Raw genomic sequence first — 25,157 nt, forward strand, 5'->3', positions numbered from 1 at the left:
TTGGCCATGGTGACTAGGACTGTGCTGACCGGCCTCACCGCCCTGGCGCTCACCGGCCCTGCGGGCTTCCTGGCTCCGCTGGAGTGGGGCGGCGGCCCGCTGACCGTCGACGCGCTGCCGCCGCTCGTCTACACCGCGCACCGCGGCGGCGCCCTGGAAGTGCCGGAGAACAGCATGTCCGGCCTGATGACCGCGTTCGAGCGGGGCACCGCGCAGGTCATCGACGCGGACACCCGGATGCTGCGCGACGGCACGCTCGTGGTGATGCACGACGAGACCCTGGACCGCACGACCTACGCGAGGGGGCCGGTGCGCGGGCTCAGCCGCAAGGAGTGGCAGCAGGTGCGGCTGCGCCCGCCCGCGGGGGTGCCGGGCCGCTGGCGCGCGGAGCGGCCGCCGACGGTCGAGGAGGTGCTCGACCGCTTCGGGGGCCGGGTCGTGCTGATGCTTGAGGCCAAGGACGCGCAGAGCCTGGCCCGGCTCTCCGCGATGATCCACGCCCGCGGTCTCGCCCGGTCGGTGTTCGTGAACACGAACAGACCGTGGGTGGCCCGCAGGGCCCACGACCTGGGCCTCCTCGCGCAGTTGTGGCGTTCGCGGGGCCAGTTGCGCACCGACCGCCCGGAGCGCTGGGCGTCCTTCGTCGACGTCCTCGACGTGGACTACAAGGCACGTGACAGGGATCTCCTGCGCGCGGTCAACTCCGGGGTCCCCCGGGTGTGGGCGCACACGGTGACCACGCCGCGCCAGCGGGACCGGGTGCTGCGGCTCGGCTGCAACGGCGTGATCACGGACGCGCCCGGCCTGCTGTCGCGGACGCCGGTCAGCGGGGCGTGATGCCGTACAGGGCGTACTCGACGAGGGTGTCGGCGTACGCGTGGGTGAGCGTCCCGGTGCGCTGCATCCAGCGCTGGGCGAGCGGTCCGGTCCACAGTTCGAGGGCGATGCGCGGGTCGATGTGGGCGGCGACCTCGCCGCGCTCCTGGCTCGCGCGCAGCCGCTGCACATAGAGCTGGAGCTGCGGTTCGAGCAGCTTCTCGAGGAATTCGGCGCCCAGCTCGGCGTTGACGACGCCCTCGGCGGCCAGGGCGCGGGCGGGGGCGTCGAACTTGGGGTCGGTCATCTCGTCGACGGTGGCGCGCAGCACGAACTTGAGGTCCGCTTCGAGGTCCCCGGTGTCCGGGATGTCGGTGGCGGGCTCGTCGAGGCCCGCCTGCTCGCTGAGCTGGGCGTTGGCCTGGTCGGCGAGGTCGAGGAAGGCGTCGAGCAGGACGGCGCTCTTGGAGGGCCACCAGCGGTAGATGGTCTGCTTGCCGACACCGGCGCGGGCGGCGATCGCCTCGATGGTCATCTTGCCGTAGCCGACCTCGCCGACCAGGGCGAGAGCGGCGTCGTAGATCGCGCGGCGCGAACGCTCGCTGCGGCGGGTGGAGTCAGGGGCGGTTTTCTGAGCCATGCAGTCGAATGTAGCAGCGAAACGAGACGCAACGTCTCACCACGCACCTACCTCCGCCCACGGCCCCCGTAAACCGCTGGACAAGACGCAGCGTCTCGCTTAAAGTCGACAGCAAGCGAGACGAGACGTCTCGCCTATGTTGACGAAGGCACCAGGAGGTACGACATGTCGCGAGGCGGATCCGGAATGCTCGGCGTCGGCGGTACGCGCAGCAATCTCTCCCGCAAGGCCCTGCGCGGCGGACGCGGCTCCGGCCGGGTCGGCGGCGGCCTCAGCCCGCAGGAGCAGAAGCGGGAACTGCTGCGCAAGCTCCAGGAGGGCCGGGGCGACCCGGAGAACCGGGAGGACGGGGCACCGGACAGCGGCGAGGACGGAGCACCGAACAGCGACTCATGAGGCCGGAACATCCGGTTCATGGGCAAATATCGCCCCACGGCTCCGTACGAACGGCTCAGATCACTGCGCGAAGGCTCCTCAGACCGCACCATGGCAGCAACAGCCCCTGCGGTCGTGAGGAGCCTTCGTTGCATCGAGTCGCCCGGCGCGCCACACCCCGGCGCTATCTGATGTGCCCACCGGCACACTTCAAGGTCACGTACTCCATCAATCCGTGGATGGACCCCGCCAAACCCGTCGACGTCCCGCTCGCCGTCGCCCAGTGGGAAGACCTGCGCGATCGGTACCGCTCGCTCGGCCATACCGTCGAGGAGCTCCGCCCGCACCCGGACCTGCCGGACATGGTCTTCGCGGCCAACGGCGCCACCGTCGTCGACGGCCGGGTGCTCGGCGCGAGCTTCGTCCACCCCGAGCGCAGGCCGGAGGCGGCGGCGCACCTGGAGTGGTTCCGCGCCAACGGCTTCACCGAGGTCCACGAGCCGACCCACATCAACGAGGGCGAGGGCGACTTCGCCGTCACCTCCGGGTACGTCCTGGCCGGCCGCGGCTTTCGCGCGAGTCCGCTCTCGCACGGCGAGGCCCAGGAGGTCTTCGGCAGGCCGGTGATCGGCCTCGACCTCGTCGACCCCCGCTACTACCACCTGGACACGGCGCTCGCGGTCCTCGACGACACGACCGACGACGTCATGTACTACCCGGCGGCGTTCTCGCCGGGCAGCCGGGCGGTGCTGCGCCGGCTGTTCCCCGACGCGCTGATCGCCGAGGAGCCGGACGCCGTCGCCCTCGGCCTGAACGCCGTCTCCGACGGCCTGCACGTCCTGCTGCCGCAGGCCGCCGTCGGCCTCTTCGAGCCGCTGCGCGAGCGCGGTTACGAGCCGATCGGCATGGACCTGGGCGAACTGCTCAAGGGCGGCGGCAGCGTGAAGTGCTGCACGCAGGAGCTGCGCCCCGCCTAGGGCCTGGCGCGGCAGCCCCCGAAGGTGCGGGTGGCGGACGACCACCCGCACCCCTTACACGCGGGCCGTGCGGAGCTGTCCCGTACAACGGGACGCTGTGGCGCGGGTCGTACGCCGCCGCCCCATCGGCGCTCCGCGCCTCGTCCTCAAACGCCGGACGGGCTGAATCCTCGCGCCCCCGCGAGGGCTACCCGCCCGCCCCCGCCGGAGGCCACGCGTCGCCCCACGCGGTGTCCCGCGCGGCCCGGTACAGCCCCCCGTGCCGCTTCGTCACCGTCTCGCGGCGCAGCTCGCCCCCGGCCTCGCACAGGTCGAGGAGGACCTGCCCCTTGCGGATCTGGGGCTTGCGGACGACGCGGCGGGCGGCGGGCAGGGCCGGGACGGCGGTGTCGCGGACGGCGGCGACGTAGGAGAACTTCTCGTCCTCGTAGGCGAGGGAGCCGCCCTTGACCTGGCGGTGCAGGGAGGACCGGGCGACGCGGACGGAGAAGTGGCACCAGTCGTCGCCGGGGACGATCGGGCAGGCGGAGCTGTGCGGGCAGGGCGCGGCGACGCGGTACCCGGCGCCGACGAGCCGGTCCCGCGCGGCGATGACCCGGGCGTAGCCGCCGGGCGTGCCGGGCTCGACCACGACGACGGCGTCGGTGGCGGCGCGGGCGGCGGCGTCGACGACCGCGGCCCGGTCGTCGGCGGTGAGCTCGCCGAGGACGTACGACACGGTGACGAGGGCGGCGGCGGGCACGTCGAGGGCGGCGCTGATCCGGGCCCGCTGCCACCGCGCCGCGGCCAGCTCCGCGTTGGCGGCGGCGATCTCACGGCCGAGGGTGAGGGCGGGCTCGGCCCAGTCGAGGACGGTGACGGGCCGCCCGCCGGGCCAGACGGCGTTGACGGCCCAGGTGGCGGCGCCGGTGCCACCGCCGATGTCGACGTGGTCCGCGGGGCTGAAGTCGGCGGGGGCCGCCGCGGCCAGGGCGGCCAGGGCGGAGCGTGCGGCCTCGAACGTGGCGGGCATGCGGTACGCGGCGTACGCGGTGACGTCCGCGCGGTCCCGCAGGACGGGGGCGCCGGTGGGGGTGGTGCCCCGGTAGTTCGCGATCAGCCGGTCCACGGCCTGGGCCGCCGCCTTGGGCGGCAGGTCCTCCAGGAGGCCCGCGAGGGCGGTACGGAGGGTCTCTGCGGGGGAAGCCAGTGCGTGCACCCCGTGAGTTTAGTGGCCGCGCGGAGGCGTGGCCGCCGCGCGGGCCAGGGCCGTGGCGGCGCGGACGCGGGGGCCGTTGTCCGGGGGGCGGCGGCGCGGGTGGACGGTGTTGGCCAGGAGCACCAGGAAGGTGTCCGTGGCCCGGTCGAGGACCAGTGAGGTGCCGGTGAAGCCGGTGTGGCCCGCCGCTCCGCGCCCCGCCAGCTCCCCCATGAACCACGCCTGGTCCACGGCGAAGCCGAGACCGGGCGCGGTCAGCATCAGCTCCACGTGGTCGGGGCCAAGGATCCGGGCCGTGCCGTAGGAGCCGCCGGAGAGCAGGGCCCGGCACAGGATCGCCAGGTCGTGGGCGGTGGCGAAGAGACCGGCGTGCCCGGCCACTCCCCCGAGCGCCCACGCGTTCTCGTCGTGCACCTCGCCCCGCAGCATCCCGCGGTCCGCCTTCGCCCAGGGCAGGCGCTGGTCCTCCGTGGCGGCGGCGCCGGGGCGGGGGCCGAAGGCGGTGGCGGTCATGCCGAGGGGCCGGGTGATGCCGTCGCGGATCAGCAGGTCCAGGCCGCGCCGGGTGACGCGTTCCAGGATCTGCTGGAGGAGGAGCATGTTGAGGTCCGAGTAGCGGTGCGTGCCGATGCCGGCGGACGGCTCCTCGGCGTGCAGGGCCCGCAGCCGCGCCGCGCGGTCCGGCAGGTCGTACAGCGGCAGCTCGGGCCGCAGCCCCGAGGTGTGCGTGAGGAGGTGGCGCACGGTGATGCCGTGCGCCGCGACGCCCGTGCACTCCGGGACGTACCGGGCCACCGGCGCGTCCAGCGCGAGCGTGCCCCGCTCCAGTTGCTGCACGACGGCGACGGTCGTGCACAGCTTGGTGAGGGACGCCAGGTCGAAGGGCGTGTCGACGGTCATCGGGACGCGGAGCTCCGGGGGCAGCTCGACGCCCGCGTCGGTCTCCTCGCTGTACGCGGAGTACCGCACCGCCCAGCCCGTCGCCTCCGCCGCGGCGATCACCGGGCCGCGGCCCGCGAGGACGACGGCCCCGGCGCACCAGGGGCGGGGGCCTTCGGGCAGGGACCGCACGTCGCGTACGAGCCGGTCGATCCCGCCCGGGTCGAGCCCCGCCTCGGCGGCGGAGCCGGGGCGCAGCAGCGGTACGGGGCTCAGCGGTCCGACTTCCGCGACACGGCCTGAAGGCGCTGTCCGGAGTCGCGCAGCGCGGGCTCGTGCCGGTCGGGGGTCCACTGCTCCGGCAGGGTCGCCGTGCCCGTCTCCCCCAGGGTCCCGGTCTCGGTCTCCGCCTGGGGCGGTACCGCCTTGGCGGCCGGGGTCCCGTCCTGCTGGTGGTGGTGCTGCCACGGGCGGCACAGACCCACGAAGCAGGCGGCGGCCGCCAGCGCGCACGCGAGCTGGACGACGGCCATCGGCACGGCCGTGTGCTCGCCCGCGATGCCGACGAGCGGCGAGGCGACGGCGCCGATGAGGAAGGAGGACGTACCGAGGAGCGCGGACGCGGAGCCCGCCGCGTGCCGGGTGCGCATCAGGGCGAGGGCGTTGGTGTTGGGCATGGCGAGGCCCATCGCCGACATCAGCACGAACAGGCCCGCGGCGATCGGCGCGAGCCCGATGTCGTCGCCGAAGACCCCGGTCGTCATCAGGAGCAGCGCGGCCGCGGCGAGCACGATGACGGCGAGCCCGATCCCGAGGGTCTTGTCGAGGCTGACGCGGCCCACGAGGAGCTTGCCGTTGATCTGGCCGACGATGATCAGGCCGATCGAGTTCACGCCGAAGAGCAGGCTGAACGTCTGCGGCGACGCGCCGTAGATCTCCTGGATCACGAACGGCGATGCCGAGATGTATGCGAAGAGCGCCGCGAAGGCGAAGCCGCCCGCGACCATGTAGCCCGTGAACACGCGGTCCGCGAGGAGACCGCGCATCGTGCGCAGCGCCTCGGCGGTGCCGCCGTCGTGCCGGTCGGCCGGGGCCAGGGTCTCCGGCAGGCGGCGCCACACCAGCGCGGTCAGCCCGATGCCGACGACCGTCAGGACGACGAAGATGCCCCGCCAGTCGGTCAGGCGCAGGACCTGGCCGCCGATCAGCGGCGCGACGACCGGGGCGACGCCGGAGATCAGCATCAGCGTGGAGAAGAACCGGGCCATCTCCACGCCGTCGTACAGGTCACGGACGACCGCGCGGGCGATGACGATGGCCGCGGCGCCCGCGAGGCCCTGGAGCAGGCGGAAGGCGATGAGCAGTTCCGCGGTGGGGGCGAGGGCGCAGATCGCGGTCGCGAGGATGTAGACGAGCAGGCCGGCGAGGAGGGGGCGGCGGCGGCCCCACTTGTCGCTCATGGGGCCGACGACGAGCTGGCCGAGGGCCATGCCCATGAGGCACGCCGTCAGGGTGAGCTGGACGGTGGCGGCCGGGGTGTGCAGGGCGTCGGTGACCTGCGGCAGGGCCGGGAGGTACATGTCCATGGAGAGCGGGGGCATGGCGGTGAGGCCGCCGAGTATGAGGGTGACCAGGGCTCCGGTCGCCACGCGCAGGGCGGCGGGGTTCGAGGGTGCCGCTGTCGCCGCGGACCTCGCCGTCCCCGCCGCCCCCGGTATCCGTACCGCGTCCTCGTCCTGTCTCTGGGCCGTCTGCCCGCGCTCCGCCATCGCGCCTCTTCCGGTAGTTGGTGGTGCCCCCTATCTTCTCAGGGCGCGGGGGGTGGTCCTCGCGCTGCGCCCCAGGCCCGCCCCTTTCCCGTAACCAGGGGCGCTGCGCCCCCTGGACCCCCGCCCTGTCGGCGCTGCGCGCCTCGGCCTCAATCGCCGGACGGGCTTGATACTGCGCCGATACGGGGTCTGGGGCGGAGCCCCAGGATCGGAGAAGGGGCGGGACTGGGGCGCCCCGCGAGGGACGGCTACGCCGGCTTCAGGCCCTGGTTGCCGACCTCGGTGATGAAGGAGGCCGCCGTGGTGAGGGGCGCCCCGGGCGTGGTGACGGCGGACACCGTCTTGAAGTCGGCGCGGGCCGACTTCTGACCGAGGGCGACGGTCACGTACCCGCGCCGCCCGTTGTAGAACTTCAGGTGCGGGTTGGCCTTCATGTAGGTGTCCCAGTTGGCGGGCCGCTCCGCCCCGTCCTTGCCGCTGGCGATGGACGTGGCGACGATCTCCGTACCGAGGGTCTTCGAGGACGGCTTGCCGAAGTCGGCCTTGATGTCGAAGGCGTACGCGACGTGCACGTCGCCGGTGAGGACCATGAGGTTGTCGACCCCGGCGGACTTCGCCCCGGCGAGCACCCGGTCGCGGGAGGCGGAGTACCCGTCCCAGGCGTCCATGCTGAGCTTCGCGTCGGCGGTCAGGTCGAGCTTGCGCTCGGAGAACGTGACCTGCTGCGGGACGACGTTCCACAGGGCGCGCGAGCGGCGCCAGCCGTCGATGAGCCAGCGCTCCTGGGTGGCGCCGGTGATGGTCCGGCGCGGGTCGCGCGACTCGGGCCCGGGTGCGTGCGCCTTGTCGCCGTAGGCCTGGTCGGACCGGTACTGGCGGGTGTCGAGGATGTCGAACTGGGCGAGCCTGCCCCAGTCGAGGCGGCGGTAGAGCTGCATGTCGGAGCCGGTGGGCCGCTGCGGAAGGCGCAGCGGCTGGTTCTCCCAGTACGCGCGGTAGGCGGAGGCCCGGCGGAGCAGGAACTCCTCGGGCGGGTTGCCGTTCTCGTCGATGTCGTCGGCGTAGTTGTTCTCGACCTCGTGGTCGTCCCAGGTGACGACGAAGGGGTGCGCGGCGTGCGCGGCCCGCAGATCGGGGTCGGACTTGTAGAGCGCGTACCGGCGCCGGTAGTCGTCGAGGGTCTGCGTCTCGCGGTTGAAGATGTCGGGGAGCGTGCGGTCGGTGTACTTGCGGGCGCCGCCCGCGGCGTTCACCGCGTACTCGTAGAGGTAGTCCCCGAGGTGGAAGACGACGTCGACGTCGTCCTCGGCGAGGTGCTTGAACGCGGTGAAGTAGCCGTCGTGGTAGGCCTGGCAGGACACGGCGGCCAGGGTGAGGCCGGACCTGCTGCCGGCGGGCGGGGCGGTGCGGGTGCGGCCGGTGCCGCTCACCCATCTGCCGGTGCGGAAGCGGAACCAGTACTGCCGGTCGGCGTCGAGGTGGTCGGCCTGGACCCGCACGGAGTGGTTGAACTCCGGGTGCGCGGTGACCGTGCCGCGGCGCACGACGCGGCGGAAGCGGGCGTCACGGGCGAGCTCCCACTGGACGGTGACGCGCTCGGCGGGGAGCCCGCCGTTCAGCTCGAAGGGCTTGGGCGCGAGGCGGGTCCACAGCAGCACGGAGTGCGGCGCCGGGTCCCCGGAGGCGACGCCGAGGGTGAACGGGTCGGCGGGGATGCGGGCGGCGTCCAGCTCGGCCGCGCCCGCCACGCCCGCGGTGGGCAGGTTGACGGCGAACGCCAGGGCCGCGGCCGCGCCGGTTCCGGTCAGGAACCGGCGGCGGCCCAAGTGGCGTGCTGCGGCGCGGAGTTCGGGTGAGTGCTGTCCTGTGGGTGTCATGAGCCCCTCCCCAGAAGATGGTTGCAAGGGGCATTGGAGTGGCTGGGGACGACACCCGCCTGTCACGTACACAACAGCCATATGGCGGGCAGATGAGGTCCATGTGGCGGACCCTCCCGTACCCTGCGTGGCCATGAACGCTGAGCGAACGGCACCTTCGGGCGCCGCCACGGGCCCCGCGCACGCCGAGACGGCCAGGACCGCCGTGGTGACCGGCGCGGGCTCCGGGATCGGGCGCGCCGTCGCCCTCGAACTGCTCCGGGCGGGGTGGTCGGTGGCGCTCGCGGGCCGCCGCGAGGAGACCCTGCGGGAGACCGCGGCCCTGGCCGCCGCGGCCGTCGGCGGACCGCCGGGCGCCGCGGCCCCGGCCCTGTGCGTCCGCGCCGACGTCGCCGTCCCCGACGACGTCGCCGCCCTCTTCGCCGCCGTGCGCGACCGCTTCGGCCGGCTCGACCTGCTCTTCAACAACGCCGGTACGTTCGGTCCGGGCGGCGTCCCCTTCGAGGAGCTTCCCTACGACGCCTGGCGGCACGTCGTCGACACCAATCTGCACGGCGCCTTCCTGTGCGCCCAGGAGGCCTACCGGCAGATGAAGGAGCAGGACCCGCGGGGCGGCCGCATCATCAACAACGGGTCCGTCTCCGCGCACGTCCCGCGCCCGCACTCCGTCGCGTACACGGCCACGAAGCACGCGCTGACGGGCCTGACCAAGTCCCTGTCCCTGGACGGGCGGCCCCACCGCATCGCCGTGAGCCAGATCGACATCGGCAACGCGGCCACCGACATGACCGAGCGGATGCGCTCCGGGATCCTCCAGGCCAACGGGGAACTCGCGGTCGAGCCGGTGATGGACGTGGCCGACGTGGCGCGCACCGTGCGGCACATGGCGGAGCTGCCACTGGAGGCCAACGTGCAGTTCGCGACCGTGGTCGCGACGGCCATGCCGTACATCGGGCGGGGCTGAGCCACCAGGGCCCACCCGGCGGGGCGACGGTCGTGCGTAGACCGGGTGCGACCGATGCAGTACGGCCAGGAGGGCTGAGTTCCCGTCACATGACGGTCATATGCCGGAAGTGGCCCCCGTGGTCGTACAACGTCGGACTATGCTCGCTGCTCTCCACGGAAACTTCACACACGGAGCACACGTTGCGCATACGTTCGACTGCCACAGCCGTCCTCGCCGCCACCGCTGTCGCGGTCCCGCTGCTCGTCGCCACCCCGGCGGCCGCGGCACGGCACCAGGGCGGTCTGCACCTCGGCTACATCCAGTACGACAGTCCGGGCCGGGACTCCAGCTCGCGCTCCTCGGTGAACGGCGAGTGGGTGAACATCCACAACAACGGCCGCAGCGCCGTCCAGCTCAAGGGCTACAAGCTGAAGGACAACACCGGCTACACCTACACCTTCGGCAGCTACAAGATCGGCGCCGGCAAGACGGTGAAGGTCCGCACCGGCAAGGGCACCAACGCCTCCGGCGTGCGGTACTGGGGCCGTGGCTGGCACGTGTGGAACAACACCAGCGACAAGGCCCGGCTGATCAAGCCGAACGGCTCGCAGCTCGACTCGTGCTCGTGGACGACCCGGGACAACGGGTACAAGAACTGCCACTGAGGCACCCGAGGGTGATCACCGCCGCGGTCACCCGGAGGTGAGCACCGCCGCGGTACCGGGAATGCCTCCGGTACCGCGGCGGTTGTCGTGCGGCATGAGCCACAACGACAGTCACGCGAACCGCCCGGACGTGCTGCGCTACACCGCGTTCACCACCGACCCGGAGGGCGGCAACCCGGCCGGGATCGTCCTGGACGCCACCGGCCTCGACGACGCGGTCATGCTCGCCGTGGCGGCCGACGTCGGCTACAGCGAGTCGGCGTTCCTGACCCCGGGCCCCGCCGCCCTCGGCCCGACGGGACGCTCCTTCACCGTGCGGTACTTCAGCCCCCAGGCCGAGGTCCCCTTCTGCGGGCACGCCACCGTCGCCACGGCCGTCGCCCTCGCGGAGCGCGCGGGCCCCGGCGACTTCGTGTTCGACACGCCCGCCGGGACCGTGCCGGTGAGCGTCACCGCGTCCGACGGCGTCCTGCGGGCGACCCTGACGAGCGTGGAGCCCCGGGTGGAGGACGCCGCGCCCGCCGACGTCGAGGAGGCCCTCGCCGCCCTCGGCTGGCGCGCGGACGAGCTCGACCCCGGCCTGCCGCCCCGGATCTCCTTCGCGGGCGCCCGGCACCTGGTCCTCGCGGCGGCGACCCGCGCCCGCCTCGCCGACCTCGCCTACGACTTCGACCGGCTGCGGGCGCTGATGCTGCGGCTCGACCTGACGACCGTCCAGCTCGTCTGGCGCGAGAGCGACACCGTCTTCCACGCCCGCGACCCGTTCCCGGTCGGCGGCGTCGTCGAGGACCCGGCGACGGGCGCCGCCGCGGCGGCCTTCGGCGCGTACGCCCGCGAGCTCGGCCTGGTCCCGGCCGCCGCCGAGCTGACCCTGCACCAGGGCGTGGACATGGGGCGCCCCGGAGTCCTCATGGTGACGCTGCGGGAGGGCGATGCCCGGGTGCGCGTCGCGGGGGCCGCCGTACGCATCCCCGGCTAGGGCGCGCGCATCCCCGGCCAGGGCGTGCGCATCCCCGGCCAGGGCGTGCGCATCCCCGGCCAGGGCGTGCGCATCCCCGGCCAGGGTCCGGCCCGGCCGGCGGGGCGAGGCGCTCCGCGTCAGGCCTGGCCCGTCTCGAAGCGCGAGATCTTCCCGGCTCCGTCCACGGTGAACTGCCACTTCGTGCGCATCTCGCCCCAGGTGTCGTTGCGGTAGCTCACCACGAGCGTCCTGCCGCCGTCCGACTCGGACTCGACGTCCATATGGCCGTTGGACGAGAAGATCTCGCGCTCGGTCCAGTCCTCGACGTCCCGGTCGGAACCGTCGTCGGACATGGTCGCGCCCGGCGAGAGCACGTCCTGGAAGGCCTGCCTGTCGTGCGAGTTCACCGCGCCGACGAAGGCACGGACCGCGGGGTCGCCGAGCCGGTTTGTCTGCATGCTCATGCGCTCACGCTCGCACCGGGTCCGCTGCCCCGCCACCCAGGGGCCCCGCCCCCTGCTCCGGCCGGACATGGCAGGCTGCGCCCCATGGCCGACCCGACCCCCGCCCCCGTGGACCTCTGGCAGACCGTCGCGCTCCTGCACGGCTGGCTGGCGTCCCACGAGCGGCATCCCCCCGAGGAGACCCTCCTGCTGCGCATGCTGAAGCTGTCGGAGGAGGTCGGCGAGGTGGCCCAGGCCGTCATCGGCGCGACCGGCCAGAACCCCCGCAAGGGCACCACGCACAGCTGGGACGACGTCCAGTCGGAGCTGTGCGACGTCGTGATCACGGCCCTGGTGGCCCTGCGCACCCTCACGCCGGAGCCGGAGAAGGTCCTGGACGAGAGGCTGCGGGCCGTCGTCGCGCGCTCGCACGCCACGCAGGCCGCGCAGACCGCGCAGACCGCGCAGACCGCGCAGGCCGCGGAAATCCAGGAGCGTCCGGGCGGCCTGCCGGGTTAGCTTCCCCCACTATGACCTCACCGACCCCTCCCCCCACGGCCACGACCACCGACACCGGCACGAACACCGGCACCGGCATCGGCACGACCACCGGCACCGGTGCCGACACCGGCGATGACGCCGACAGCGGCCCGCCGCGCCTCACCCGTCTCACCTTCCACGGCCCCCTGTCCGAGGCCCGTGCCGCCCGCATCGTCGAGCGGGTCGCCGAACCGCTGCGCCGGGTCCCGGGCGGTGGCACCGTGCTCGATCTCGGGTGCGGATGGGGCGAGTTGATGCTGCGGATCCTGGAGGCGGCCCCGGCGGCCACCGGCGTCGGCGTCGACCTCGACGCGGACGACCTGGAGCGGGGGCGCGCGTCCGCGCGGGCGCGGGGGCTCGACGGCCGTGTCGTCTTCGCCGAGGAGTCCGCGACGGACACGGCACGCGGGCCCGCCGACGTCGTCCTGTGCCTCGGGTCCTCCCACACCCTGCTGCCCGAGGGCGCCCCCGCTCCGCACTCCGCGGACGCGCTGCGCGCCCTGCGCGGCCTCGTCGCCCCCGGCGGGCGCGTCGTACTCGGCGAGGGCTTCTGGCAGCGCACGCCCACCCGGGACGAGTTGGCGGCGATGTGGCCGGACGCCGGTGTCCACGAGCACCTGTACGCGGCGGACCTGGCGGACGCGGCGGTCGCGGCCGGGTTCCGCCCGCAGTGGGTGGAGACGGCGAGCGCGGCGGAGTGGGAGGAGTTCGAGTCCGCCTACCTGGCCGACACCGAGGAGTGGCTGACCGCGTACCCGGCCCACCCGAGGGCGGCGGAGCTGCGCGAGCGGGCAGACCGCCACCGCACCGCCTGGCTGCGCGGCTACCGGCAGGTGCTCGGCCTCGCCTACCTCACGCTGATCCCGGACACCGCCGCCTGAGAGCCGCCCCGCGAGGGGCGCGGGGCTGATGCGATGTGCGGCTCCGCCGCTTGGGCGCGCTCAGCCCGAGAAAAGCCGCAGACGCGTCTGCTCGGTGTCACAGCAGACGCGTCCGCGGCTTTCGTCGTGGCTGGTCGCGCAGTTCCCCGCGCCCCTCACGGGGCACTCAGTGCCCGAACCACGTATCCGCTAGCGCGTCGAGGCGTGGTTCGGTCGGCGCGGGCAGTTCGCGCAGGTACCAAGGCAGGTTCCCGTACACGTGCAGCAACGTGTACGCGAGGAGCAGGCGCGGCTCGAAGCCGCGCCCGTACGCGGCCGTGAACCGGGTGAGCAGGCCGGGTTCCCCGCGGGTGACGAACAGGCCGACGCCCACGAAGTCGTACGCGGGGTCGCCGATCATGGCGGGCTCGAAGTCGAAGAGGCCGGTGAGGCGGTGGCCGTCGGCGGGGTCGACGAGGAGGTGCTGGCGCATGAACTCCGTGTGCAGGAGCGCCGTCCGGGGCGCGGGCGGCGTCGGGACGCCGTCCAGGAAGTCCGGGATCTGCTCCAGCCACTCCTCGGGGAGACCGCGCCGACGCTGCCGGCCGACGGCGTCCGCGCGCTGCCGTTCGGTGAACTCCCGCCAGTCGCCCGGCCCGATGACGTCGGTGAGCGGTGCGTGGTCGAGCGCGTGCAGGACGGCGAGCGCCTCCCCGGCCCGTGCGACGACGCGTTCGCGGTCGGCCGCCGGGATGCCGGGCCAGGCGAGGTGCAGACCGCGGCCGGGGAGCCGGGACATCAGGACGTAGCGCCAGCCGTTCACGTACGCGCCGCTGTCGTGCAATTGCGGGGTGGGGACGGGCAGTCGGCCGTGCACATGGCCGAGTACGCGCGCCTCGGTCACGGCGTCGTTCGCGGCGGCCCCGGGGAAGAGCTTGAGCACGTGCCGCTCGCCGACCGCGTACACGGGCTGCGATCCCTCGCCGTACCGGGTGAGCGGGGCCCCCGCGAGGCCGAGGCGCTCGCACAGGTCCTCGGCGGCGGGCCGCACGACGGCCTCGTCGGGGACGACGGCGTCCCATTCCTCGTCGGTGTCCACAGGGGGCAGCATGATCGGCACGGTAGGCAGGGGACGCGGGGACGGCAACGCGTTTTCGGGCGAGGGCGAGGGCGGCGGCGGGGAGCCACAGGCGAGGGCGGGGCGAAGGCCACGGGCGAAGGCGCCGCGGGCCGCCGTCCGGACCGCGGCGCCCGCCCCGCCGTGACGTCAGAACACGAACGGGCCCGGCGTCTGCGCCGATGTCGCGGCGCAGTTCACCGTGATGCCGAAGACCACGATCTTCAGGGAGCTCGCCGCGAGGCTGTCACCGGAGGCGACGGTGCCGTTCAGCGGTCCCGTGGAGACGGGGCTGCCCGCCGGTATCGCGGGGTTGGCGTTGCCGGTGAACGTCGTGGTGCCGGAGCCGTTCCTGGTGAGCGTGAGCGTGGAGGCGACCGCGCCGGCGCCGACGTCGAGCGGTGCCTTGATCGCCGCCGTCGACACCTCGATGGTGGCCGCGGTGCCGTTCTGGGTGGCCTTGAGCGCCGCGGTACCGGAGCCGAACGAGCCGCAGTCGAATCCGATGGACGCCTCCTGCGGCTCCACCGCGCCCGCGGCCGGGGCCATGACCAGGGCGCCCAGGGCGCCCAGGGCGAGCGCGGTGGTGCCGACGGCCGGAGCGAGGGCGAGTCTGCCGTGCCTCATGGGGGCCTGCCTTCGATGGGGGGAGTGTGGGGAGCCCGCCTTGACTGACGGTCAGTCAGCGGTGCGGGTCGGCGTCATTGAGGCACAGGACCCTTGAGACAACAAGGCACACTCCCATGATTCTTGACATGTCACGGCCAAAATTGGCCATGCGCCAGGGGCCCGCGCCGGAGCGGTGGCCGGCGTGTCAGTGGAGTGAACCCCGAGCCCGCCCCCGACGTGAACGACCCACGTCCCGAATGGATCGCATCGGTGAACGGCTACCATCGCGAATGTCGGACGATATGACCGCAGGTGGCGCAGGGCCGCCGCTCCGGCCGACCTGACCTGGAGGGCTCCGCGTGTCCGAACCGCGCCTGGGTGTGGCCATCGTGACCATGGGCAACCGCCCGAAGGACGTCGACGCCCTGCTCGCGGCCGTGGCCAAGCAGGACGTCGTCCCGACACGCCTGGTCGTCGTCGGCAACGGCACCCAGCTGCCGGACTTCCCCGCCTACCCCGGCGAGGTCACCGCGATAGAGCTCGACGAGAACCTGGGCTGCCCCGGCGGACGCAACGTGGCCCTGCGCCGCCTGCGCGAGTTCGGCGACGTCGACGTGGCGATCGAGCTGGACGACGACGGCCTGCTCGTCGACCCGGACGTGTTCCGCACGGTCCAGCGCCTGTTCGCCGAGGACCCGCGGCTCGGCATCGTCGGCTTCCGCATCGCGGACGAACACGGTGAGACCCAGCGCAGGCACGTGCCGCGGCTGCGCGCGAAGGACCCGATGCGCGGCGGCCTCGTCACGTCCTTCCTGGGCGGCGCGCACGCCTTCTCGATGGAGATGCTCGCGGAGACCGGCGACTGGCCCGCGGACTTCTTCTTCACGCACGAGGAGACGGACCTGGCCTGGCGCGCGCTCGACGCGGACTGGAAGGTCCTGTACGAGCCCTCGCTGCTGCTCCAGCACCCGAAGACGTCCCCCGCCCGGCACGCCGTCTACCACCGCATGACGGCCCGCAACCGCGTGTGGCTGGCCCGCCGCCGGCTGCCCCTGCCCCTGATCCCCCTCTACCTCACGGTCTGGACCCTGCTCACGCTGGCCCGCACCCGGTCCGCCGGGGGCCTGCGCGCCTGGGCGGGCGGCTTCGTGGAGGGCTTCCGTACCTCGGGCGGCGAGCGGCGGCCGATGCGGTGGGCGACGGTGTGGCGGATGACGAAGCTGGGCCGGCCGCCGCTCATCTGACGGAGCCCGGCCTCCGTCAGGGCAGGAACGCCCAGACGAACGCCCCGAGCATCGGCAGGATCAGGACGTCCGTCCACTCGACCCGGAAGTGCCGCCGCACAGGAGCCGCCGCGTCCGTCCCACCGGGCGTGCCCGCCCCGCCCGCCGTGCCCGTGCCGTCCGGCACCGCCCGCCGCACCGCGTTCCGCAGCTCCCGCCGCGCCTGCTCCGCCCTCCGCCCGTCGAACACCGAACGCGTCATCGCCCACGGCAGCACCGTGCCGACGCCCTCGACGCCCAGGGCGCCGCCCTTCCCCGCACGCCCGAGCAGCCGGACGTCGGCGAGGGACGCCTCGTACCGGAAGAACGGGTTGCGGACGGTGAGCCGCTGCTCGTCCCACTCCACGTACGGCGTGAGACCGGTACGGACCAGGACCCACGTCACCCCGCCCGGCAGGGCGAGGGCCAGGACCACGTCCCAGACGTCGCGCGGTCCTGCCCCGCCGTCGTAGAGGAACTGGGCCGCGACCACGGCCATGATCGCGACGATCGCCCACGAGGTACGGCGGACGGGCCTGTTGTAGTAGCGCATGTGCTGATGTGCCTCATTCCCGACTGCCCGGCGGGGGCGCCGCGCGCACGGCGCGGCGCCCCCTGAACGGGCGGACCGATCTCTAGCAGTACCGCATCTTCCAGCTCATCCCGCAGGTGAGCGTGCCGGTCCACGCGTTGCCCGCGTAGTTCCACGCCGTCCTGCGGTACGAGAACCGCTTGGCGTGCCGGCCCCGGCCCGCCGCGCGCTTGCCGCCCCGGGCGAAGCCCTTGCTGGACTTCCACCAGGAGCCCGCGGCGAAGCGGCCCGCGCCGACGCCGACGGCGGTCCAGGCCGCGGACTTCGCCGTCGAGCGCCAGTACTTCTTCGTCCGCCACTTGCCGCGGCGGCCGTCCGCCGCCGCCGTCGCCGCGAACACCGCGACACTGGCGACGGCGCAGGTACCGGCGGAGGCGACGATGCACGCCGCCGTCGCGCCGTAACCGGCGTACGTCCGCCAGTTCTTGCGGACGTGGCGGCCCGCCCGCTTCAGACCGCGCTTGATCTTCTTCCACCACTTGCCGTCGAGGTCGAAGCGGTTGACGGGGTCGCCGCCCACGTACTCGTAGGCGTTGTTGCCGCCGCCGTACACGGGGTCGACGGACAGGAAGCGGCCCGTCGCCGGGTTGTACAGGCGCACGCCCATCAGCGTCAGACCGGTGAGGGTCTCCGCGGAGCGCTGCTTGCCGCCCAGCCAGCTGTAGCGGGCGGCCTGCTGTCCGGCGCGCGGGTTGCCGTACTCGTCGGAGTCGAGCGCGACCGGTGCCTTGCCCTTGTCGAGGGGCAGTTGCAGCGCCACGTCGCCGTGCACGGTGGTGAGCTGGAGGACCGTGTTGCCGCTCTTGTCCGTGGTGGCGGCCAGGTCGCCGGAGGCGGAGTCCACCATCCGGGTCAGGGCGCCGGACGCGGTGTCCTCCACGATCCAGCGGGGGTTGTCGCCGTCGCTGTCGTAGTGGTTGACCTTGGACTGCTCCTTGGTCCAGGTGGTGCCGGAGCCCGCCTCGACCGTCCAGGAGCGGAACCGCAGGGCGGCGTCCAGGTTCCAGGTCTGCCGCTTGCCGTCGGCGCTCTGGCGGTGCACCAGGTCGTTGGCGTAGTAGCCGAGGGTGCCGTTGCCGGGGGCCGTGGTGGTGCGGCCGAAGGCGTCGTAGGCGTGACCGGTGTCGGTGATGCGGTCGGCGCTGTCGTAGGTGTGCTTGGTGGTGGAGCCTCCCGAGGCGGGGCAGTCGGCGCCGGGCGTGCCGGCGGCGGTGGTCAGCGAGGTGCGGTTGGCGCGCTTGTCGAAGGCGTAGGAGCGCCGGGTGCAGACCGTCTCGGCGGTGTCCTCGACGGTCGTCAGACGCCCGGTGGCGTCGTAGCGGTAGCGCTGGTCGGACCAGCCCGCGTGCCCGGTGACCTGGCCGTGGACCGACTCGGTCACGGAGTCGGAGTGGACGGTGGTGCCGTCGCTGTCCCGCGTGTACGTACGGTCCGTCGTCGCGCCGGTGGTGTCCTCGGTCTGGGTGAGGGTGTAGCCGCCGGGCAGCTTCTCGCTCGCCACCGAGCCGTCGGCGTCGTACGTGGCCTGGAACGTGCCCGCGACGGAGTCGGTGGTCCTGGTGGCGAGGCCCCGGGGTTCGGCCGCGGTGTCGTAGGTGTAGGTGACCGTGGAGGGGACCGTGTCGGACACCTTCACCGGGCGGTTCAGGAGGTCGTACTCGGTGGTGGTGGTCCCTCCGTCGGCGTCGGTGTAGGCGATCTGGCGGCCGAGCTTGTCGTACGTCTTGGTGATGCTGCCGCCGGTGGGCGACGTGGTCCTCACCGCCTGGCCGGTGGCCGGGTCGTACTCGGTGGTGGACTCCGGGACCTTCTCGCCGGTGCCGCCGGTGACGGCGACCTTGGTCTGGCGGCCCGCGTCGTCGTAGGACGTGGTGGTCGTGCGGGTCACGCCGTTCGCGGTCTCGGTGACCTTCGCGGGGCTGCCCCACCAGTCGTACTCGGTGGTGGTCGTGGGCAGTTCCTTCGGCTGGGTGCCGCCGCCGGTGATGTCGCCGCCGGGCGAGACGGAGCAGACCAGGTCGGCCCACTCCGGGCGGCCCGCGCAGCGTCCGCTGCCGGTCGCCGACCAGTACGTGGTCACGCGGGTGCCCGCGTCGGCGCCGTTCGCGTCCGGCAGGAGCTGCTTGACCACGCGGCCCTGGGCGTCGTACTCGGTGCTCGTGGTGAGCGCGAGGCCGCCCGGGTCCTGGACGGTTTTCGCGGGCTGCCCCTTGGCCCAGTCGTACACCGTCTGCGTCACCCGGCTCTCGGCGAGCACACCCGGGTGCTCACGCACCTCCGCGCCCGTCGTGGCCTTGGTGACCTGGTCCTTGACCTTCGCGGTGCCGTCCGAGGGCCGCCCCGCGTCGTACTCGTTGACCGTCCTGGCGCGCGCGGCCACCGACGTGCCCGCCGGGACCAGGGTGGTGGTGCCCGACTTGAGGTCGGCCGTCAGCTCGACGCGCCGCAGCGGGCCGAGGTCCTCCAGCTTGCGGGTGCCGTCGTCGTTGTACAGCGAGCGGGTCGCGAGCAGGTCGGCGCGCTCCGCCGACGTCAGCCCGGCGAGGCCCAGGTCGGCCTGCGTCGCCCTGTCGTCGGCGGTCAGGCCGAGGGCGACCGCGCGGTTGGCGGCGCTCAGCTCCCGCACCGTGTTGCCGAACCGGTCGGACTCGGTGGTGGACAGGTGCCCGCCGGGCGTCGCCGAGTTGACCTCGCGGCCGGACACGCCCAGGTAGTGGACGTCCGCCCGCTTGTAGTCGGCGGTGCCGAGCTGGTCGCCGGAGTGCGAGGACGGGACGGCGTCCGCGGGCAGGACCGCCGTCGCGTCCGTCGGGGTGTCGAGCTGCCCCCACGCCTTCACGTCGGAGGCGCCCGCCTTGTACGGGGCCTTGGCGCCGGTCAGCGGCACGTCGTAGACGACGCTGGTGCCCGCGGTGCCCTCCTGCGTGCCGGTGGTGCCCGGCTTCAGGCCGGAGCGGGACGTCTTCAGGAGCATCCCGTCACCGGCGGTGGCGGCGCTGCCCGCCTTGCCGTACGTGAACGTCCACGGCAGTTCGCCGGGCGGGGTGTACTGGGTCACGCGGCCCGCGCCGTCGTAGTCGTACGCGGACTTCAGGGCCGGGGTGATGGCGGGGTTCCACGCCTCGCGGAGGCGTCCCTCGCTGTCGTACGCGTACCGCTGCACGGTCTTGGCGGTCGCCGCGTCGGCGCCCGGGGCGGTGGCCCACAGGCGCAGCTCCTTCACCTGGTGGGTGAAGTCGCCGAGGGAGTCGCCGGTGGCCGTGGTGCGGTCCGCGTACACGAACTCCAGGACGCGGCAGCCCTTGGTGGACGGCGTCGCGGTGCAGGCGGCCGCGGACGCGGCCGACGTGGGCGCGACCACGCGCTTGGGCCGGGCCAGCTTCGTGCCGTCGACGGTCACCGACTCGGACACGACGGTCGTCGTCGAGTTGCCGAGGCCGTCGAGGAGCGTGCTGGAGACCTGCCAGGTGGTGGCGGCGGAGTCGGTGCGCGTGAACTCGGTGACGGTGCCCTCGGTGTCGGTGAGGGTGAACGAGCCGGTGACGGAGCCCTTGAGGGTGAGGTCCTCGGAGCCGGTCTCGGGGATCCAGGCGTTCTTCGCCGCGTTGGCGGTGAAGTGGGTCTCCTCGCCCTCCGCGTCGACGACGGCCACGGCCGTCGCGGAGATCTTCCGCAGGTGCGAGAAGTCGGAGTCGGTCAGCTCGGCGGCGGTGCCCGCCACCCACTGCTTGCCGAAGATCGGCGCCTGACCGTCCTCCTTGGCCTGCTTGCCGCCCTTGTCGGGGGTGCGGGACGAGGCCGTGCGCGTCACCGACAGGTCGAACGCGGAGGCGTCCGTCGCGGACAGCGTGTGGTCACCGGTGAGGAGGTTCACCGAACCGGGACCCGTCTCGGCGCTCGCGGCGTCGGAGGCGTTGCGGTCCACGACGACGGCGAGCGGCGCGGTGCTGCCCGTGGCGTCCTTCGGCCCGGTGAAGTCGGCCTTGATCTGGATGCTGCCGTCGGGGTCGACGGTGTCGGTGGCGTTCCACACCAGCTTGTCGCTGCGGCCCTTGGTCAGGGCGACGGGCCAGCCGCCGAGAGCGCTGCCGCCCGCCTGCACGTCCTTGGCGGGGATGCGCACCCAGTCGTCGGCCTCGGCGCGGCGCCACGAGAACGACACCTTGTCGAACTTCTCCCCGTCGGCCTCCGCGAGCAGCGGCAGGCGGCGCGCGGTGCGCTCACCGTCGGACGGCTGCACGAAACCGCCGGGCCCCGCGTGGAAGGTGTACTCGACGGCCTCGGACTTGTTGTCGGCCTTGTCGACGGCGCGCACCTGGAGGGTGTGCGTGCCGTCCTTGGGCGGCGTCACGGAGATGTTCTTCGCCGCGCCCGAACCGCCGGTGGGCTCCTTCGTCCACGTCACGCCGTCCAGGGACCACTCCAGCCAGTTGTGGTCGGCGCCGGGCGGTGTCACGGTGAACGTGCCGGCCTTGCCCGCCCCCTTCACCCAGGCGCCCTGCGGATAGTCCGCGGACGTGACCTTCGTGGGTGCGGACGGCGCGGAGGTGTCGACCGTGAAGGTCTTCCACGCCGACCAGCCGTTGTTGTAGTGCGTGTTGTCGTACGGGGACGTACGGAACTTGTACGTCTTGCCGTGCGCGAGCACACCCGACGGCACGGTCACCGACGCGACCTGCCCCGACGGCACGAACTTCGACACGAGCACGTTGCCGACCTGCTTGTCGGTGGCGGAGTCGAAGATCTGGAAGGTGCCGTTGACCTTGTCGCCGTCGGCGTCGACGAAGGTGTCGCGCAGCGTCGGCGTCAGGGTGTTGACCATGTACGCGCCGCCGTAGGAGAAGTACGGCGGGCCCGCCTCCTGCTTGGTGCCGGTGCGCGGCCGGTAGTTGTAGGTGACGCTCAGCTTCGGCGGCCGGGACGCGGCGTTCGCGGAGTTGACCCGCTTCCACTGCGCGACCGTGCCCTCGTTGGCGGCGCGCAGCCCCATGTGCCCGCGGGCGGCCTTCGCCGAGGCCCACTCCTGGACGAGGGTCGTCACGTCGGCGTTGATCCAGCCGTCGGGGGCGCTGGTGCACGCGGTGTTGCCGCGCGTCTCGGTCGACGTGGCCTTCTTCGCCGTCATGGCGGGCTGCGCGGTCCAGCGCGACGACGTGGACGCGGCCCCCGCGGACCACACCTCCCACGGCTGCGCCTTGCAGTCCTTCTCGTTGGCGGAGTGGAAGTTCCACAGCGACAGCTTGGCGTCCAGGACGAGCGCGTCCTGCACGGGCCGGGTGTCCCAGGAGATGAACGAACGGGCCGTGCGCGGAGTGCCGTTGGCGTTCTTCGTGCCCGGGTTGCCGAGATCCAGCTCGGTGTCGGTGGACCAGTCCCGGGTCTCGCCCTGCTGGACGTAGGTGTCGAAGACGTTGCCGAGGGCCGAGGTGGAGGGGTCGACGGTGACGGGGTACTTCGTCCCCGGGTCGGCCAGGAACTCCGCGTCCGGCGTGACCACGAGGTCGACGCCGCCCTTCGCCTCGACGGCCTTCATCTTCACCGGGGCGCGGCGGGTGTGCTCGCCGGAGACCGGGTCGACGGTCGCGTCCCACATCACGGGCGCGGGCATGACGGCGGTCTTCTTGTTCTTCCGGTCGGTGAAGGACAGGCTGCCGTCCTTGTGCTCCTCGACCTCCAGGCCCTTGGCGCGCAGCGGCAGCGTGTAGCTGTAGTCCTTCTCCGCCGGCGCACGCCTCAGGTGCACGAACTGCTCGAAGCCGGTGCGGGTCGCCTCGACGACCACGTCGCCGCCGGGGACCGCGTTCTCGTACGTGGCCCGGGTGCCGTCCAGCTTCGGCGCGGGCAGGGAGCCCTGCCACTGGAGGGTGATGCGCTGGTCGCCCTCGCCGAGGGTGACGAGGTCGCGGGCCGCTTCGTCCTCCGCTGCCGTACGGGCGGCGCGGGTGCCGCCCGGCTTGCCCAGTTCCAGGCCGTGCGGGTGGGCCTTGGGCGCCACCGAGCCGTCGTCGTCCTTGACCAGGTCGAGGTCGACGTCACGCCACTGGCCGGTGTCCTCGTCCTCGAACCGGGTCGGTCCCGCGGTGAGTTCGGTGGTGAGGCTGCCGTTCGCGTTGACCCAGGTCGTCGACGTCTCCGTACGCTCGGACAGGGCTTCGACGCGCTTGCCGCCGAGCCGCGCGGCGACGCGTGCGGAGGGGATGTCGGCGGCTGCGGTCACGGACCCCGGCTCGGCCTTGTCCGCGGCGGCCGGCGCGGACGGTGCCGCGGTGGCCTCCTCGGCGCCGTACAGACACGAGACGGCCATGAGCAGCGCGAGGCCGGTGGCGAGCGCCTTGGGGGCCGGGCCGTCGCCGAGCCGCCCGAGCGCGCCGAGTCGGCCGCGCCGTGGGTGTCTTCGGTACCCGGTGTCGTCGGGTATCGGCACGTGTTCGTTGTGGTGCACGGGGGTTCCCTTGCTGTGTGCGGTTGTTGTTGTGGCTGTGGGGGGGTGTGGGGTCTGGTGGCCGCGTGCGGGGTTCGCGGGCAGCACGGCATGGCCGGACGGCGTCGGTACGTGTGTGCCGTCGGCGGTGGGTCCCTCGGGGGGTCAGGGCTCGATCAGGCCCGCTCTGATGGCGTACCGGGTCAGGGCGAGGCGGTCGCGCAGGCCCAGCTTGTGGAGCAGGTTCGCGCGGTGGCGCTCCACGGTCTTGGCGCTGATGGTGAGCAGGTCACCGATCTCCTTCGACGTGTGGCCCTCGGCGACGAGCTTGAGGATCTGCTCCTCGCGGTCGGTGATCGCCTTGCGGGGCAGCGCCCTGCCCTGCCGCGCCAGGTCCAGGTATCTGCGGATCAGCGTGCTCTCCGCGCCCGGGTAGAGGAACGGCTCGTTGCGCATCGCGGACCTGCACGCGGCGACGAGGTCGCGGTCGGCGACGGACTTGAGCACGTACCCGCACGCCCCGGCCCGCAGGGCCTCGAAGAAGTACTGCTCGTTGTCGTACATCGTCAGGATCAGGATGCGCGGCGGGTCCGGAAGCCGGGACAGCTCACGCGCCGCCTGGATCCCGGTGAGCCGCGGCATGGCGACGTCCAGGACGGCCAGGTCCACGCCCTCGCTCCGGGCCAGGTCCACGGCTCGCGCGCCGTCGCCCGCCTCGGCGACGACGGCGAGGTCGGGTTCCCCGTCGAGGATGAGGCGGACCCCTCGGCGTACGAGGGCGTGGTCGTCGGCGAGGAGGATCCTCACGGGGGCGGTCACGTGGGGGCTCCTTGGGAGGTGGGGGTGCCGTCGTGGGCGGTCGCTGTGGTGCGGTCGGCCGGGAGTGTCCGTACGGGCACGCGCAGGCGTACTTCCGTGCCGCTGCCCGCCGGGCCCGCCGCCACCGCGAGGTGGGCGCCCGCCAGCAGGGCGCGCTCGCGCATGCCGCGCATCCCGGCGCCCTCGGTGGCGCCCCGCATGCCGCGGCCCGCGTCGCGGACGACGAGTTCCACGGCGTCCGGCGCGCACCGCAGCTCCAGGTCCGCGCAACCGACGCCCGCGTGCCGGGCGGCGTTGGTGAGCGCTTCCTGCGCCACCCGGTAGACGACGAGTTCGGCGTCCTGCCCGAGCCGCGGCGGGCCCCCGTCGAACCGGTGCCGGACGGTGAGCCCCGATTCGCTGAACTCCCCGGCGAGTGCCCGCAGGCCGCTCACCAGGCCCAGGTCCTCCAGGACGCCGGGGCGCAGGCGCCGGGCGATGCGGCGGATCTCGTCCAGGCTGGCCCGGGTGGTCTCCTGCGCGGCGCTCAGCTCCTCGCGCAGCGGATCCGGGGCCCGGTCGGCGGCCCGCTTCACCTGGAGGAGCACGGCGGTCAGGGTCTGCCCCACCTCGTCGTGCAGCTCGCGGGCGACCCGGCGGCGCTCGGCCTCCTGGGCGGACAGGGCGCGGGCGCTGCTGGTGGCGCGTTCGCTCTCCAAGCGGTCCAGCATGGCGTTGAAGGTGCCGATGAGCGCGGCCACCTCGCCGTGCCCGGTGACGGCGGGCCGCTTGCCGGGGCGCAGCAGATCGGCGGCGGTCATGGCCCGGCTCAGCCGCTTCAAAGGGGCGAGTCCGACGCGCAGGAGCACGGCGTTGGCGACGAGCATGGCGGCGACCCCGCCGAGCACGACCAGCGCCTCACCGAAGTGGACCGGGCTGGAGACGGTCACCATGGGGCTGAGGAGCAGCAGCGCGGCGACCACGAGCACGACGGCGTTCATCAGGAAGATCCGCCAGAACAGCGAAACCGACCTCGCCACCGACCTCGACACCGACACCGACCCCGACACCGTTTCCTCGTCCCCTCACGCTTTCCGCCGCAACCGCACCCCCATCCTCCCGGACCGGACGCAAGCCGACGTACCCCGTCGAACCGGTCCAGCTTGGACGAGAGGGCGGCCCGGATCCATCCGTGACGACACCCATTCCGGCGCCGGTCCGCGCGCGGGGTGGTCGGAGCGCCCCCGGAGACGGTGTACGATCTTCATGTAACTCCGGTGCACGACACGGGAGTCACGCGTCTGTGGTCCAAGGAAAGACGCCCATCATCCGATGGGAAATGCAGGTGCAAGGCCTGCCGGGCGCTCCAGCACACGAGGGGCCCTCACCGATCCGGTGAGGGCCCCTCGTCC

The 25,157-nt window shown here is 73.3% G+C and carries 21 protein-coding genes; 9 read left to right on the forward strand and 12 right to left on the reverse strand.

Features of this window, described 5'->3' with window-relative positions; genetic code table 11:
* Positions 1-6: 6 nt before the first annotated feature.
* Entirely contained in the window at positions 7-837 is an 831-nt protein-coding gene (locus GPA10_RS04290; protein WP_157164314.1) for a glycerophosphodiester phosphodiesterase, read from the forward strand.
* Here the strand turns inward: GPA10_RS04290 and GPA10_RS04295 are convergent.
* Positions 824-1,456 (reverse strand): TetR/AcrR family transcriptional regulator, encoded by a 633-nt coding sequence (locus GPA10_RS04295; protein WP_058850372.1) that lies wholly within the window; start codon positions 1,454-1,456, stop codon positions 824-826. The genes GPA10_RS04290 and GPA10_RS04295 overlap by 14 nt on opposite strands.
* A gap of 165 nt (positions 1,457-1,621) precedes the next feature.
* On the opposite strand from GPA10_RS04295, the gene GPA10_RS04300 reads away from it, so the two are divergent.
* Both GPA10_RS04300 and ddaH read left to right on the forward strand, forming a co-directional pair.
* A complete protein-coding gene (locus GPA10_RS04300) occupies positions 1,622-1,852 on the forward strand; it encodes a DUF6243 family protein (RefSeq protein ID WP_246258763.1) in 231 nt (76 codons plus the stop codon).
* A gap of 128 nt (positions 1,853-1,980) precedes the next feature.
* A complete protein-coding gene (gene ddaH, locus GPA10_RS04305) occupies positions 1,981-2,808 on the forward strand; it encodes a dimethylargininase (protein ID WP_343040310.1) in 828 nt (275 codons plus the stop codon).
* Between the two features lie 187 nt (positions 2,809-2,995).
* On the opposite strand, the gene GPA10_RS04310 is transcribed toward ddaH, so the two are convergent.
* The 4 genes from GPA10_RS04310 to GPA10_RS04325 all read right to left on the reverse strand — a co-directional run bounded on the left by GPA10_RS04310 (position 2,996) and on the right by GPA10_RS04325 (position 8,531).
* Complete coding sequence (locus tag GPA10_RS04310; protein WP_343040311.1) at positions 2,996-4,006, reverse strand: small ribosomal subunit Rsm22 family protein; 1,011 nt, start codon at positions 4,004-4,006, stop codon at positions 2,996-2,998.
* 9 nt (positions 4,007-4,015) lie between these two features.
* Positions 4,016-5,146, reverse strand: a complete 1,131-nt coding sequence (locus tag GPA10_RS04315; RefSeq protein ID WP_425505675.1) for a serine hydrolase domain-containing protein — start codon at positions 5,144-5,146, stop codon at positions 4,016-4,018.
* Positions 5,147-5,157: 11 nt separating this feature from the next.
* Positions 5,158-6,486 carry a multidrug effflux MFS transporter gene (locus GPA10_RS04320; protein ID WP_425505676.1) on the reverse strand — a complete coding sequence of 443 codons (1,329 nt, stop codon included), beginning with the start codon at positions 6,484-6,486 and terminating at the stop codon, positions 5,158-5,160.
* A 416-nt stretch (positions 6,487-6,902) separates the two neighbouring features.
* Complete coding sequence (locus GPA10_RS04325; protein WP_157164315.1) at positions 6,903-8,531, reverse strand: alkaline phosphatase D family protein; 1,629 nt, start codon at positions 8,529-8,531, stop codon at positions 6,903-6,905.
* Between the two features lie 133 nt (positions 8,532-8,664).
* On the opposite strand from GPA10_RS04325, the gene GPA10_RS04330 reads away from it, so the two are divergent.
* The 3 genes from GPA10_RS04330 to GPA10_RS04340 all read left to right on the forward strand — a co-directional run bounded on the left by GPA10_RS04330 (position 8,665) and on the right by GPA10_RS04340 (position 11,121).
* The gene (locus GPA10_RS04330) at positions 8,665-9,495 is read left to right on the forward strand and encodes an SDR family oxidoreductase (RefSeq protein ID WP_157164316.1); all 831 of its coding nucleotides are present in this window, start codon (positions 8,665-8,667) and stop codon (positions 9,493-9,495) included.
* Between the two features lie 182 nt (positions 9,496-9,677).
* Positions 9,678-10,142 carry a lamin tail domain-containing protein gene (locus GPA10_RS04335; RefSeq protein ID WP_058845768.1) on the forward strand — a complete coding sequence of 155 codons (465 nt, stop codon included), beginning with the start codon at positions 9,678-9,680 and terminating at the stop codon, positions 10,140-10,142.
* A gap of 94 nt (positions 10,143-10,236) precedes the next feature.
* Entirely contained in the window at positions 10,237-11,121 is an 885-nt protein-coding gene (locus tag GPA10_RS04340; protein WP_157164317.1) for a PhzF family phenazine biosynthesis protein, read from the forward strand.
* Between the two features lie 119 nt (positions 11,122-11,240).
* On the opposite strand, the gene GPA10_RS04345 is transcribed toward GPA10_RS04340, so the two are convergent.
* Positions 11,241-11,567, reverse strand: coding sequence for a hypothetical protein (locus GPA10_RS04345; RefSeq protein WP_058845770.1), 327 nt, complete (start codon positions 11,565-11,567; stop codon positions 11,241-11,243).
* An 84-nt stretch (positions 11,568-11,651) separates the two neighbouring features.
* Between GPA10_RS04345 and GPA10_RS04350 the strand changes: the two genes are divergently transcribed.
* Together GPA10_RS04350 and GPA10_RS04355 are read left to right on the forward strand one after the other, a co-directional pair.
* Entirely contained in the window at positions 11,652-12,065 is a 414-nt protein-coding gene (locus GPA10_RS04350; protein ID WP_246258765.1) for a MazG-like family protein, read from the forward strand.
* An 11-nt stretch (positions 12,066-12,076) separates the two neighbouring features.
* Positions 12,077-12,967 carry an SAM-dependent methyltransferase gene (locus GPA10_RS04355; RefSeq protein WP_157164318.1) on the forward strand — a complete coding sequence of 297 codons (891 nt, stop codon included), beginning with the start codon at positions 12,077-12,079 and terminating at the stop codon, positions 12,965-12,967.
* A 166-nt stretch (positions 12,968-13,133) separates the two neighbouring features.
* Here GPA10_RS04355 and GPA10_RS04360 read toward each other — a convergent pair whose 3' ends face one another.
* Positions 13,134-14,057, reverse strand: a complete 924-nt coding sequence (locus GPA10_RS04360) for a phosphotransferase family protein (RefSeq protein ID WP_157164319.1) — start codon at positions 14,055-14,057, stop codon at positions 13,134-13,136.
* Between the two features lie 156 nt (positions 14,058-14,213).
* A complete protein-coding gene (locus GPA10_RS04365; protein WP_157164320.1) occupies positions 14,214-14,690 on the reverse strand; it encodes a hypothetical protein in 477 nt (158 codons plus the stop codon).
* 341 nt (positions 14,691-15,031) lie between these two features.
* On the opposite strand from GPA10_RS04365, the gene GPA10_RS04370 reads away from it, so the two are divergent.
* Entirely contained in the window at positions 15,032-15,916 is an 885-nt protein-coding gene (locus GPA10_RS04370; RefSeq protein ID WP_058845772.1) for a glycosyltransferase family 2 protein, read from the forward strand.
* 16 nt (positions 15,917-15,932) lie between these two features.
* On the opposite strand, the gene GPA10_RS04375 is transcribed toward GPA10_RS04370, so the two are convergent.
* The 4 genes from GPA10_RS04375 to GPA10_RS04390 all read right to left on the reverse strand — a co-directional run bounded on the left by GPA10_RS04375 (position 15,933) and on the right by GPA10_RS04390 (position 24,746).
* Positions 15,933-16,487 carry a hypothetical protein gene (locus tag GPA10_RS04375; protein ID WP_157164321.1) on the reverse strand — a complete coding sequence of 185 codons (555 nt, stop codon included), beginning with the start codon at positions 16,485-16,487 and terminating at the stop codon, positions 15,933-15,935.
* An 82-nt stretch (positions 16,488-16,569) separates the two neighbouring features.
* Entirely contained in the window at positions 16,570-22,830 is a 6,261-nt protein-coding gene (locus GPA10_RS04380; RefSeq protein ID WP_157164599.1) for a DNRLRE domain-containing protein, read from the reverse strand.
* A gap of 282 nt (positions 22,831-23,112) precedes the next feature.
* Positions 23,113-23,766, reverse strand: a complete 654-nt coding sequence (locus GPA10_RS04385; RefSeq protein ID WP_343040314.1) for a response regulator transcription factor — start codon at positions 23,764-23,766, stop codon at positions 23,113-23,115.
* Positions 23,763-24,746 carry a sensor histidine kinase gene (locus tag GPA10_RS04390; protein ID WP_157164600.1) on the reverse strand — a complete coding sequence of 328 codons (984 nt, stop codon included), beginning with the start codon at positions 24,744-24,746 and terminating at the stop codon, positions 23,763-23,765. The genes GPA10_RS04385 and GPA10_RS04390 overlap by 4 nt, the downstream gene beginning before the upstream one ends.
* Between the last annotated feature and the right edge of the window lie 411 nt (positions 24,747-25,157).

Origin of the sequence: Streptomyces typhae, assembly GCF_009755605.1 — a bacterium.
GTDB classification, from domain to species: domain Bacteria; phylum Actinomycetota; class Actinomycetes; order Streptomycetales; family Streptomycetaceae; genus Streptomyces; species Streptomyces typhae.